Genomic DNA, 12,560 nt, shown 5'->3' on the forward strand with positions numbered 1-12,560 from the left:
TCAGGTGCGGAGAGCGGCAACGGGTTGCCTTGGCACAGTGTGGCTTCCGGTTCGACACGCGCCCGCAGGAAATACTCGGCGGGTTTCCCGGGCGCTGATGCGGGGCCTGCGAAGGGGAAGGCGCCGCGGTTTTCTCTGCGCTTCCGCTGACCGGAATCGCCACCTGGGCAGGTGAGAGGTAGGAGTCACGATGGCACAGTCGGTCGGGTTCAGCGGCGGGTAATTTTGGCGGAGACGACAACGACAGCCAGACATCACACACGGAGGGACGCTGTGCCACGCATCGCGGAGGATCGGCTTCCGGCCCAGCCGAGTTCACCCGAACAGGAGTCGCGTCGTCAGCGGATCCTGCGTGCCGCGGCGCACCACGGGGCCGAAAAGGGCTTGGAACGGGTTCAGATGCACGATGTCGCCAAGGATGCCGGGGTGGCAATTGCCACGCTGTACCGCTATTTCCCGTCTAAGACACACCTGTTCAACGCACTGTTGTCCGACCGCGTGAAGCATCTCGCCGAGACAACCCCACTGACTCGCCCCGGCGTCGACCGGGTGCAAGCGGTCAGCGATCTGCTCGTCGAGGGCGGCCGCGAGCTGCTGTCGCGACCGTTGCTCGCGCATGCGATGCTGCAGTCGAATCTCGCTGCCGTCGCCCAGGCCGGCGGTGTGGTGACCAACCGCTTCAGCGACTTGATCACCCAGCTGCTGGGGGTCGAAAACGCCAGCGACGCCCAAGTCCGCCTGGTGCGCATCACCGAGGCGGCCTGGTACGGGGTGCTCAATGCGGCGCTCAACCACCACATCACCGCCGAGCAGGCCGAGGAGGACACCCGGGTAGCGTGCCGGAAGCTGCTCAGCGGTATCGAGGAACTGGCGTGATGATCGAACTGGCGTAATGATCGCGCCACGGGCGGCCCGGTGCCGGCTGTCGCCCTGGCGGCGATGTCTCGCTCACCGAAAACCTCCCAGCTGCGGTGCCGCGCAGCTCCGTAGCATCGCCGTCCATGAAATACGCGATCATCGCCCCTGTGGCCGCGGGCACCAGCGCCGATCCGGCTTGGATATCCGGCTTCGCCAAGCATGTGGAAGCGTGTGGCTTCGAATCTCTGGTCGCCATCGAGCACGCCGTCGTGATGAGCCGCTACGCCAGCGTCTACCCCTATGCATCGTCGGGAAAGATGGAGCTCCCCGACGACTGCGATATTCCCGATCCCCTCGAACTTCTGTCGTTTCTGGCCGGCCAGACCACGCGGCTCGGCTTGGCGACCGGCGTACTCGTGCTGCCCAATCACCATCCCGTGGTGCTGGCCAAGCGGCTGGCCACCCTCGATCGGTTGTCGAACGGGCGGCTGCGGGTCGGCATCGGTATGGGGTGGATGAAGGAAGAGATCGAGGCATGCGGAGCCCCCTTCGAGGCCCGCGGGCGAAGGGCCGACGAGCAACTGGAAGTGCTCGCCACATTGTGGGCCGATACAGGCGAGACCGGCGTCGACCACAAGGGCGAGTTCTTCAGCTTCCAATCAGCGATGTGCTACCCGAAGCCGGTCCGGGCCGGCGGTGTGCCGATTCACGTAGGCGGCCACACCAAGGCCGCGGCGCGCCGCGCGGGACGATACGGTGCCGGGCTGCAACCACTGGGAGTCACCGGTGACCAGTTGGCCGCGTTGGTCGCGCTGATGCACGAAGAAGCGACCCGAGCAGGCCGCGACCCTGCGGAGCTGGAGCTGTCGCTGGGCCACCTGGTCTCCCGTATCGACCTCGACCGCGCCGGCCGCCTGGCCGAACAGGGCGCCGATCGGCTCTTGCTGGCCCCGACCGCGACAGCGGATCTGCAACAGGCGATGGACGAGCTGTCGGCCTGCGCGCAACGGCTGGGCCTGTCATGACCGGGCTGACCATTCACGACCGAATCGCCCTACAGGACCTCGTCCACCGCTACGCGGAAGCGGTCGACGAGCGCGATTTTCCCAGAGCCGCCGCACTTTTCACCGGTGACGGGGTGCTGGAGCTGCCGAATCCGCCGGCCACTCTCGACCCGGTCGTCTCCCACACCGGGATCGATGCGGTGACCGCGGCACTGGGCGCCGTGGCCGCCGTGCCGGTGACATTCCACGCGATCGTGGGCGCTGTCTTCGATCCCGGGCCCACCGCGGCAACGGCCACCGGGAGGGTCACGTGCATCGCACATCACCTCACCCGACGCCACGACCGCGACGCCGACCTGGTCTGGCACATCATCTACCGCGACCACTACCGCAGCACCCATACGGGCTGGTTGCTCGCACGCCGCAGCCTGCATGTGGCGTTCATCGAGTCCCGGCCGGTGGCGGCGATGCGAGCACCAGGCCCGACAGGGTAGACGTCGTCTCCACCCCGATTCCCTGTTCATCTCCGCGGTCCGCAGGCCCGTCCACCGCGCCCAGGGACCATCTGTCTCGAGGAGCTTCACACAATGTCTTCGTCTCGTCCCACAGCACTCGTGACCGGCGCCAGCCGAGGTATCGGCCGCGCCACAGCGCTGGTGCTGGCAGGCTCCGGATTCGACGTCGCATTCACCGCGCGCACCGTGGTGGAAGGCGAAGGGACCGTGCCGGCGCGCACTACGCGGGAAGGGGAAATCAGCTTCGGAGTGCCGGGCAGTCTGGCCACGACCCGCGCTGAGATCGAAAGACTCGAAGCGCATGCGTTACCGCTGCGGATGGACCTGGCAGATCCGGCCTCGGTGACCACGGCAGCAGCGGAGTTGCTTGACCGCTGGGGAGCCCCGAACCTGTTGGTCAACAACGCCATCCTGCACAAGCCGCACGCACGGTTCCTCGAATTGGATCTCGATGACCTGCGAGAATCGCTGGAAGCCAATCTCATCGAGCAGATCCGCCTGACCCAGGCACTTCTGCCGGCGATGATCGATTCCGGCGGCGGCACGATCGTCAACCTGTGTTCGGGCTCAGCCGTCGTCGATCCCCCGGCCCCGCCCGGCGAAGGAGGCTGGGGGCTGGGCTATTCGGCGGCGAAGGCAGCTTTCGGGCGCCTGGCCGGCGCCATCAATGCCGAACACCGCGGTGACGGGATCCGCGCATTCAATATCGAGCCGGGATTCGTCATCACCGAGTCGGGCGCCGCCCGAGGAGGCACCGCCGACATCAAGGCCAGCGGCTTCACCGGGGCACCCCCGGACGCGTCGGGCCGAGTGATCGCATGGCTGGCCTCGGCACCGCATACCGAAACCGACCCACTCCTGGGAGTTCTGATCAACGCTCCCCGCGTCGCCAGATCCCTGGCCACGTACACGCAACGGTAGGTTCCCCGCCGACAAATTCTCGCAACAAACCGCCTTGGGTGGCGCCGTCGATCGACCATCGACGACGCCGCCCCGTCTGGCATTCGCTGATGGTCCACGACCGCCCATCGACGGCTCTGTTCGCGCAAATGCCGCCCCCAAATGCCTTGTCCCGGTGAGCAGAAGGGCCGGTTGCAGGTTCTCGCCTCGACAGCAGAATGACGACCCATGGATCTGCGAGAGACAACCCAGCAACGGGCCCTGCGCAGAGAGCTGCGCGAGTACTTCGCCCGACTCCTGCCCCCGGCGCAACGTCGAGAGGTGGCCGAGGCCGGCGCCGGCGGGCCGCGATTCCGCGAGGTGACCCGCATGCTCGGCCGGGGCGGATGGCTCGGCGTCGGGTGGCCGCCGGAGTACGGAGGCCGCGGGTTGACCGCCGAGGAGCAGTTCATCTTCTACGACGAAATTCAGCGCGCGGGAGTGCCGTTCCCCCTGGTCACCATCAATACCGTCGGCCCGGCACTCATGCAGTACGGCACCGAGGAACAAAAGGCCAGGTTTCTTCCGGGCATGCTCAGCGGCGAGATCGTGTTCGCGATCGGCTACACCGAACCCGAGGCGGGAACAGACCTCGCGTCCCTGCGGACTCGCGCTGTCGCTGACGGTGACGGGTTCATCGTCGACGGAACCAAGATCTTCACCACCGGCGGCAACACCGCCGACTACGTGTGGCTGGCCTGCCGCACCGACCCCGAGGCCCCCAAGCATCAGGGCATCTCGATCCTGATCGTGCCCTGCGATGACCCCGGCTACTCCTGGACCCCGATCTCCACCGTCGGCGGCATGACCGTGACCGCCACCTATTACTCCGGCATCCGTATCCCCGCGACCGACGTCGTCGGTGAGGTCAATGGCGGCTGGCGGCTGATCACCACCCAGCTCAACCACGAACGGGTGGCGCTGGCCGCCCTCGGCGGCCGGATGATCCAGCTGTGGGAGGAGACGCTCGCCTGGGCCCAGGACACCGGAGCCGCCGAACAACCCTGGGTGCGGCGCGAATTCGCGCGCACACACGCGCGGCTGGAAGCGATGCGGCTGATGAACCACCGGCTCGCAGCCGAGGTCGGTAACGGAACCCTGAGCCCCGAGAAGGCCGCCGCCGCAAAGGTTTACGGCACCGAAACCCATATCGACCTGCAGCGGTCGATGAGCTTCGTGCTCGGCGCCGGTGGACGGCTCCGCCCCGAGGCGGCCCGGGCCGCGTTGCACGGACAGGTCGAGCAGCTGTCCCGGCAGGGCATCGTCAACACCTTCGGCGGCGGAGTCAACGATGTACTGCGCGACATGGTCGCCACCAGCGCCCTGGGGCTGCCCCGAGGTGCGCGATGAACCACGAATCCTCCGACGGCACCGGAGCAGAAACCCGCGAGCTCCGCCCGCGGCCGGCGATCAACCTCGACAACCGGTTCTGGTTCGAAGCCGCACGCCGGCATCAGCTCCTGGTGCAACGCTGTGCAACGTGTCGAACACTTCGGCACCCACCCGGTCCCCAATGCCCGCGGTGTCAGTCCTTCGACTGGGACGCCGTGCAGGCAACCGGTCGGGCCACCCTCTACTCCTGGGTCGTGGCCCACCATCCCCGCCACCCCGCCTTCGACTACCCGCTGATCGTGGGGCTCGTCGAGCTCGAAGAAGGAACCCGGCTGATCACCAATCTCACCGACGTCGCCATCGCCGACCTCGAAATCGGCATGCCACTGATCCTCGGCTGGTTCGACGCCGACTCCGAGCTGAGCCTGCCGGTCTTCGCACCGGCCACTATCGAGGAACGCTGATGGACTTCCGACTCACCAATGAACTGCTCGAGGTCCAAGCGCTGGCCGCCCGCCTGTTCTCGGCGCTCGGCGATTCCGACACCCTGTGGACCGAACTCGGCCGTACCGGACTGCTCGGGCTGGCCCTCCCCGACGAGCACGGCGGCGCGGGACTCGGCATGGACGCTGCCTGCGTGCTGCTCGAAGAACAGGGCCGGACCGTCTCGGCCGCCCCGGTCTGGCCACACATCGTCGCCGCCACGGCGCTGGCCCGCCACGCCTGCGGCGACGTGCTCACCGGCGTAGCCGGCGGCGCCGTCCGACTGACGGTGGCGCTCGAGGAATACGGGAGTGCCACCGCGGCCGCACCGACGTGCCGAGCCACCCCCACCGAGTGCGGAAGTGGCTCGGGCACATGGCGACTGTCGGGTGTCAAGGCTGCGGTCCCGACACCCGAGGGCGCTGATTTCGTGCTCGTCTCCGCCGCCGCCGATGACGGGCCGGGCCTGTATCTGGTGACGAACCACGATCTGGCCTGGGAACCCGCGCCGACGACCGATCTCGACCGCGCGCAGGATCTGGTGCTCGAGTCGACACCGGCTCTGCGGGTGGGTGGTAGGCAGACGTTGACCGAGGTAGTGCGCTGTTCGCGGCTGGCGGTGGCCGCACTGCAGGTGGGCGTTGCCGACGGGGCGCTGCGCCTGGCCGCCGACTATGTCCGCGACCGCCGCCAGTTCGGCCGCTCCATCGGCTCGTTTCAATCCGTCCAGCACCAGCTGGCCGACTGCTGGACCGACGTCGACGCCATGCGCCTGACCCTGTGGCAGGCCCTCACCTGTGATACCGACGAAAACCACGCGGACAGAGCGGCATTGGTCGCCGCATGGTGGTGCGGGCAGGCCGGACTCGATGTCGTGCACCGCGTCCAGCATGTCCACGGCGGCATCGGAGTCGACACCGATTACCCCGTCCATCGCCACTTCCTCTGGGGCAAACAACTCGCCGCCACCTTCGGCGGACCCGAAGCCGTTCTGCAGGAACTCGGCGAACTCCTCGCAGGGAACGAACGATGAGCCCATCCATCACCGGTGCGGCGGCGATCGCCGGCATCGGGGCCACCGAATTCTCCAAGGCATCCGGGCGAAGTGAGCTGCAGCTGGCCTGCGAGGCGGTCACGGCCGCCATCGCCGACGCGGGACTGACCCCGGGCGATGTCGACGGCATGGTGACATTTACCGCCGAATCCTCGTCCGAGAATCACGTCGCACGCAATGTCGGTATCGGCGAACTGTCGTTCTTCTCCCGAGTCGGGCACGGCGGTGGCGCGGCCTGCGGCACCGTCGCCCATGCGGTCGCGGCGATCGTCGCCGGGCTGGCGGAGGTCGTCGTGTGCTGGCGTGCATTCAACGAACGCTCCGGCGAGCGTTACGGCCTGGGTCAGGCCGACAGACCCACGGACACCAGCGCCGACCGCGCAAGTTATTCGTGGATGACTCCCTACGGTCTGTCCACCCCAGCGCAGTGGGTGGCGATGTTCGTTCGCCGATACATGCACCAGTACGGCGCAACGAGCGAGGACTTCGGTCGCGTCGCGGTCATCGATCGCGCACACGCGGCAACGAACCCACAGGCATGGTTTCACGGTCGCCCGATCACGCTCGAGGAACACCAGAACTCCCGGTGGATCGCCGAACCTCTGCACTTGCTGGACTGCTGTCAGGAAACCGACGGCGCACAGGCCGTGGTTGTGGTGTCAGCAGAACGAGCACGTGACCTGCGGCATCCGCCGGCCTACGTGCTCGGTGCAGCCCAAGGTGCCGGCGAGGACCAGCTCATGATGACCTCCTACTATCGGCCCTCGATCTCCGGCATTCCCGAGATGGGAGTGGTCGGGCGGCAGCTGTGGAAACAAAGCGGGCTCAGGCCGCGCGACATGGGAGCGGTCATTCTCTACGACCACTTCACTCCCCTGGTGCTACCGCAACTCGAGGAACTCGGCTTCTGCGCCCGCGGCGAAGCACGCCATCTCCTCCTCGACGGCCACTTCGACCCCGGCGGCCCACAGCCTTTGAACACCCACGGCGGCCAGCTGGGCGAGGCATATCTGCATGGAATGAACGGCATCGCAGAGGCGGTACGCCTGGTCCGGGGAACGGCGGTGAACCAGCCGCCCGACCTCGCCAACGTCCTGGTCACCGCGGGCACGGGCGTGCCGACCAGCGGTCTCGTCCTCGGCAATATCTGCCCATGACCCATCGCATAACTCCGGAAATACACGGCGTCATCGAGAAATGAGAAAACAAGTATGCAAACACTGAAAGACAAAGTCGCAATCGTCACCGGTGCAGCCGGGGGAGTGGGTCGCGGTATCGCCCTCGCCCTCGCACATGCGGGAGCCCGGGTGGCAATACCCGATATCAAACCGGCCGACGATCTCGTCGCCGAGCTCGGCGACGACACCGCACTCGCCAAGATCTGCGACATCCGCGACAGTTCCCAGGTCAACGCGTTCGTCGACGAGGTTGTAACCAGGTTCGGGACCGTCGACATTCTCGTCAACAATGCCATGGCATCCGCACTGTTGCCGCTGACCGAAACCAGCGACAGGGATATCGAACTGGCGATGAGTACCGGCCCGATGGCCGCCCTGTATTTCATGCGCGCCTGCTATCCGCACCTTGTCGACGGAGGCAGAATCATCAACCTCCGATCCGGCTCGGAAGTGACCGCGATTCCCAACTTCGTCACCTACATCGCGGCCAAATCCGCGATCGCGGGGATCACTCGCGCCGCCGCGCGCGAGTGGGGCCGATCCGGCATCACCGTGAACGCCATCTGCCCGTTCGTCCTGTCCGACGCCGCTGCAGTCGAATTCGAAAAGCACCCGGGACAGCTCGACAACATCCTCGCCAACCTGTCGATCCCTCGCCTCGGCCATGCCGAGAACGACATCGGGCGAGCCGTGGTCTACCTGGCCGGACCGGATGCGAGCTACGTCACCGGAACCACCATCAGCGTGGACGGCGGCGCCGCCTTCATGGCGTAGCGGTCGCATCGCCTCGACCTCGCACCCGCTATTGCCAAGCGCCCCAAGGACACCCGATGGCCCCAGCCACCTCGATCGACGCCGGCCCTCCGCCGTCCCAGGTTCCCTCGGCTGCGGGGCGCCCGATCGCCGACCCCGATATGGGCTCCGACCGTGGGCGGGTTGATCGGATCCACTGTGGTGCTGACGATCGGATTCGGCACCTTCCTCGCCGTCGATCAAGCATTGGTCACCCGAGTACTCCCCGACGCCGACAGTGCCGCAAAGGATCTCGGCATCATCAATATCGCATCCACCCTGCCGAGTACCTTCGCGCCAATGGCGGCCGCGGCGATCGTCACAGCGTCCCACGGATACGGCACGCTGTACCCGGTTGTGGCATTGGTCGCCGGCCTCGGCGCTCTCGCTATCGTCCCAGTCGAAACCCGATGACCCCGGCACCAACACCTGCTGCCAACCGGAGATACAGCGCCGGCCGACATCATTCGACTGACCCCTGCACAGGGTCGAGCGCAGCGGGAACGGCGACACCGGTTCCGCATCGCCCGCGGGCGGCGCCTCAGGGATGAGCGGCCGACATCATCATCGGGAGCCGGAACGCCAGCAAGGGCCTTGATGCTTTGGGGACGAGCCAGCGCAATTTTCATCGACCACGCGAGTTCTCCATTCAGATCTCCGCGCGCCGCTACCTCGGCCGCAACAGACATGATGCGCACTGCGAGCCGGATCCATGAAGAGTGAAATCTCTTGCTGCGGAAGGATTTACAATACTGCGTAACGCAGCTCGTGCAGACCCGGCTTCTCCTCACTGCCAGCCACGGCATTCAGCGTGCGCGGCCCAATGCAGCCACTATCAGGAGATAGCCCAGGCCTCGATGGGGAGGTTCTCGACGCGGCGCAACTGGACAGTGAGCATGATCAAGTAGTCGAGGGAGTCAGCCGGCAGCTCGGTGGCCGTGCTCAATAGCTGAGGATGAGAGCGATGACCGCGACGGAGTTGGGACAGAGACGGTTCGGATACCGAGAAGCCACGACCGAGCTCGGCAACCAATCGATGATCGGTCGCTGAAAGATCTGAGCGGCTGTCAGCTCGAAAGGCGCGAAACACGCCTGGCGCTGGAAGGGGACGTCGACGCACTCGACTCGGCAGCGGGTTGCGTCGCAGTATTCGGCGGTGGCGCAGACGTCGTTGATTCGACCGCCCGGCACGCAGGCGGGTACCGGATGACCCAACTGCCGGGGCACACCAAACGCTCGAAGTCCCGCGTGGCGCAGCAACGGGCGGTGGTGTCGAGTTCGAACTACTCCTGCAGTTCGGAAGGTGGGCGAATCAAGGCTGGGGAAAAATCGCGGCGGTCACCTGTCGGGCAGCGTCGAGCACCAGCGGCGCGACTCGCTTCAGCTGTGCGTCGCTTTTACCGGTCAACGAGATTGCACCGATCGTGCTGTCGAGGGGGGTGCGGATAGCGACAGCGGTGCAAGCGATGTCATCGAAGCATTCTCCGCGGGCGAACGCGATGCCGTTTCGGTCGCGTATGGCGCCGAGTTGCTTGTGAAGCAGGTTGATATCGGTGATGGTGGTCGCAGTCGACCGGGTCATCGCGCCGGCGACGCGTCGGTCCACCTCTTCGGGTGTGAGCCGAGCCAGCATTGCTTTCCCCAGCGCCGTCGCGTGCGCGGGTGCTGATGCACCGACACGTGACGGCACGCTTGCGGCGAAGTGGCCACCCATCTTGTCGAGGAAACACACCTGCCCTTTGTCGAGGGTTGCCAGGTGCACTGTCATACCCGTGCGCAGCATCAATGCGTGCAGCAACGGTGCCGCTGCCGATCTGAGGGCGTTGGCGTCGTCGTTGCTGCCGACCTGCAGCGCCCGCGGTCCCAGGCTGTAGCCCAAGCTGGTGCGATCGAGCCACCGGACTCTGATCATCTGTTCGATGATCCGGTGGGCGGTGGAGCGGGGCAGCCGGGTAGCTCGGGCGACATCGTCGAGTGTCAGGCGGCTGGTGCGGTAGGGAAACGTGTCGAGGATCAGGCTCATCCGCTCGATCATCGAGGGCGGGAGCTGTGGACTCTGGGGGTGTGAAGCTGCGACGACTGAGGCAGTCACGGGACCTCCGGAAACGGAACTGAAATGAATTCTAGTGACGGGTCCACGTTAGCAGCGCCCTGACCTCACAGGAAGGAAAAAACTGAAATTCATTCTGCCGAGTGGTCGGCTGGGTACCTCTCCCGCATGCCTGAAATCGAAAGCGCCGCGACGCCGAGCAGTTCGAGGGTCGCCGCCCAGATCTGTGCGCCGGGCGACCCACTGCGGGGCATCGAGCCGCCTGCCTATCGAGCGCTCGGAAACGAGGTGCCCAGCGCGAAGCCAGCCGTCGTCGGGTAGCGAATCGAGGTGACCGACGAGCAGGTCATCACCACGATCGACGCAGGCACCTTCACGTCGGCTGCCGATGGCGGATCCATCGTCGTTTCCGACGATGCCGGGCAGGTCGTCGGCCAGGTGCCACTTGCCTTTGCCCTCAACGGAATCCGATACGACATCCGGCACAACATCTCCGCGGGCGGTCGAACTCTGGACCTCGCCCCTGATCTGGCGAGCGCGCAGCCGATCGCATCTCCGCTGGAGAATCAGCTCGCTGCCAACGACAGTCTGGGTCAGTTCGGCATGGCGCTGGCGCTGGGGCCGCTCGCAGGCGCGGCCGCCGGAGCCATCGTCGGTGCGGTACTTGCGGTGGCGACGTGCGCGGTTCTTGCGGTGGGCTGCCTGGTGACCGGATTGCCGATTATCGGGGTATTCGCGGGTGCTGGTGGACTCGCGGGCACGATCCTGGCCGGACTGGTCGGAGGCGGGTACAGCGGATGGAATTACCTCAATACCCTGACCGCCGCACCGGGACAGCGCAGTTACGCCAAGGACGGCGCGGGCACCGACGGCGCCGGAATCCCCGACTCCCCATTGCGATTCCCGCGGCTGCCCAGCGGTTCCTCTTCAGGCAGCAGTAAGTAGCGGACGTCAGCGGGCATCAGCTTCTTCCGCCCGGCTCGGCGCTGCGGCTCAGGGGCCGCTGCCGCCACGGCACAGCACGGCCTGTCTCGACTTTCTGGTAGACCACCGGAAAGTCGAGACAAACGGTATCGGGCACATCGGAAAATGCACTACCACATCGTGTGGCGGTGGCCGGGCGCAGGCTCGCCAGGTCCGGGGCGAGGGTCACCGTCCGTGCGTCGCTTCCTCATTCACGAATTCGGCGTCAGCCCGCGTTGAGATGCGCCCAAGCCTGCACGTCACCGCGATCGAGGGCCACCGCGAGCAGGTCGGGGAAGCGGTCCGGAGTGCAGGCGAAAGCGGGCACACCCAGCGCGGTCAGCGCCGCCGCATTGTCGCGGTCGTAGGCCGGCGCGCCCTCGTCCGAGAGCGCCAGCAGCACCACCACCTGCACCCCGGCCTCCTTCATGGCGCGAATGCGCCGCAGCATCTCCGCGCGGACGCCGCCCTCGTACAGGTCGGAGATCAGCACGAACAGCGTGTCCGCCGGCCGGGTGATGAGCGACTGCGAGTAGGCGATGGCGCGATTGATATCGGTGCCGCCGCCCAGCTGCGTGCCGAACAGCACCTCCACCGGATCCGCCAGCTTCTCGGTGAGATCCACGACGGCCGTGTCGAAGACCACCAGCGAGGTGCGCAGCGACCGCATGGACGCCAGCACCGCGCCGAACACCGAGGCGTACACCACGCTCGACGCCATCGATCCCGACTGATCGATGGCCAGCACCACATCCCGTTTGACCGCCTGCGCCTTGCGCCCGTACCCGACCAGCCGCTCGGGTACCACGGTCCGATGCTCGGGCAGATAGTTCGCCAGGTTCTTGCGAATGGTCCGGTCCCAGTCGATGTCTCGCAGCTTCGGCCGCGACACCCGCGCCGCCCGGTTCAGCGCCCCGCCCACGGCGGCCACGGTCGCTGCCGCGATCCGCCGCTCGATCTCCCGTACCACCTTCTCCACCACCGTGCGGGCGGTGGCCTTGGTGGTCTCCGGCATCACCCGGTTCAGGCTCAGCAGCGTCCCCACCAGATGCACATCCGGCTCGACCGCCTCCAAAAGCTCGGGCTCGAGCAGCAATTCGGTGAGGTCGAGCCGATCCACCGCGTCCCGCTGCATCACATCCACCACCGTCGACGGGAAGTACCGGCGGATATCGCCGAGCCACCGCGACACCTGCGGCGCGGAACCCCCGAGCCCGCCCGAGCGCCGCCCGCTCCCGCCCTGCCCGCCGGAATCGTAGAGCGCCCCCAGTGCCCGATCCATCGCCTGATCGTCGGCATTGCCCAGCCCGCCCCCGAGCCCGGCCTCACCGGCGCTGCCGAGCACCAGCCGCCACCGCCGCCCCTGTGTCTCGTCGATCTCGTTCATGACAA

General features: G+C 66.7%; 12 protein-coding genes and 1 pseudogene. 11 read left to right on the top strand and 2 right to left on the bottom strand.

From position 1 onward, the window contains the following. Positions 1-273: 273 nt before the first annotated feature. The 10 genes and pseudogenes from ABZV44_RS09690 (at position 274) to ABZV44_RS09735 (ending at position 8,569) form a co-directional block, all read left to right on the top strand. Positions 274-876 carry a TetR family transcriptional regulator gene (locus ABZV44_RS09690; RefSeq protein WP_354833862.1) on the top strand — a complete coding sequence of 201 codons (603 nt, stop codon included), beginning with the start codon at positions 274-276 and terminating at the stop codon, positions 874-876. A gap of 125 nt (positions 877-1,001) precedes the next feature. Continuing rightward, positions 1,002-1,883, top strand: coding sequence for an LLM class F420-dependent oxidoreductase (locus tag ABZV44_RS09695; protein WP_354833864.1), 882 nt, complete (start codon positions 1,002-1,004; stop codon positions 1,881-1,883). Then, entirely contained in the window at positions 1,880-2,356 is a 477-nt protein-coding gene (locus tag ABZV44_RS09700; protein ID WP_354833866.1) for a nuclear transport factor 2 family protein, read from the top strand. Before ABZV44_RS09695 ends, ABZV44_RS09700 begins: the two co-directional genes overlap by 4 nt. A 120-nt stretch (positions 2,357-2,476) precedes the next feature. Further along, positions 2,477-3,298 carry an SDR family oxidoreductase gene (locus tag ABZV44_RS09705; RefSeq protein WP_354833868.1) on the top strand — a complete coding sequence of 274 codons (822 nt, stop codon included), beginning with the start codon at positions 2,477-2,479 and terminating at the stop codon, positions 3,296-3,298. Between the two features lie 207 nt (positions 3,299-3,505). Next, a complete protein-coding gene (locus ABZV44_RS09710) occupies positions 3,506-4,666 on the top strand; it encodes an acyl-CoA dehydrogenase family protein (RefSeq protein WP_354833870.1) in 1,161 nt (386 codons plus the stop codon). Positions 4,667-4,701: 35 nt separating this feature from the next. Continuing rightward, positions 4,702-5,112, top strand: a pseudogene (locus ABZV44_RS09715) (OB-fold domain-containing protein); the annotation flags it as partial. Continuing rightward, positions 5,112-6,164, top strand: coding sequence for an acyl-CoA dehydrogenase family protein (locus ABZV44_RS09720; protein ID WP_354833872.1), 1,053 nt, complete (start codon positions 5,112-5,114; stop codon positions 6,162-6,164). The pseudogene ABZV44_RS09715 and the gene ABZV44_RS09720, both read left to right, overlap by 1 nt. Next, positions 6,161-7,342, top strand: a complete 1,182-nt coding sequence (locus tag ABZV44_RS09725) for a lipid-transfer protein (protein WP_354833874.1) — start codon at positions 6,161-6,163, stop codon at positions 7,340-7,342. Before ABZV44_RS09720 ends, ABZV44_RS09725 begins: the two co-directional genes overlap by 4 nt. Positions 7,343-7,396: 54 nt before the next feature. After that, the gene (locus tag ABZV44_RS09730) at positions 7,397-8,137 is read left to right on the top strand and encodes an SDR family oxidoreductase (protein WP_354833876.1); all 741 of its coding nucleotides are present in this window, start codon (positions 7,397-7,399) and stop codon (positions 8,135-8,137) included. A gap of 162 nt (positions 8,138-8,299) precedes the next feature. Then, positions 8,300-8,569, top strand: coding sequence for a hypothetical protein (locus tag ABZV44_RS09735; RefSeq protein WP_354833878.1), 270 nt, complete (start codon positions 8,300-8,302; stop codon positions 8,567-8,569). 898 nt (positions 8,570-9,467) lie between these two features. Here ABZV44_RS09735 and ABZV44_RS09740 read toward each other — a convergent pair. Continuing rightward, a complete protein-coding gene (locus tag ABZV44_RS09740) occupies positions 9,468-10,178 on the bottom strand; it encodes an IclR family transcriptional regulator (RefSeq protein ID WP_354833880.1) in 711 nt (236 codons plus the stop codon). A 357-nt stretch (positions 10,179-10,535) separates the two neighbouring features. Between ABZV44_RS09740 and ABZV44_RS09745 the strand changes: the two genes are divergently transcribed. Continuing rightward, positions 10,536-11,150: a hypothetical protein gene (locus ABZV44_RS09745; RefSeq protein WP_354833882.1), complete on the top strand. Its 615-nt coding sequence runs from the start codon at positions 10,536-10,538 to the stop codon at positions 11,148-11,150. A gap of 244 nt (positions 11,151-11,394) precedes the next feature. On the opposite strand, the gene ABZV44_RS09750 is transcribed toward ABZV44_RS09745, so the two are convergent. Beyond that, positions 11,395-12,555 (bottom strand): VWA domain-containing protein, encoded by a 1,161-nt coding sequence (locus ABZV44_RS09750; RefSeq protein ID WP_354833884.1) that lies wholly within the window; start codon positions 12,553-12,555, stop codon positions 11,395-11,397. Positions 12,556-12,560: the final 5 nt, after the last annotated feature.

The organism is Nocardia sp. NPDC004860 (assembly GCF_040609015.1).
Taxonomy (GTDB): domain Bacteria; phylum Actinomycetota; class Actinomycetes; order Mycobacteriales; family Mycobacteriaceae; genus Nocardia.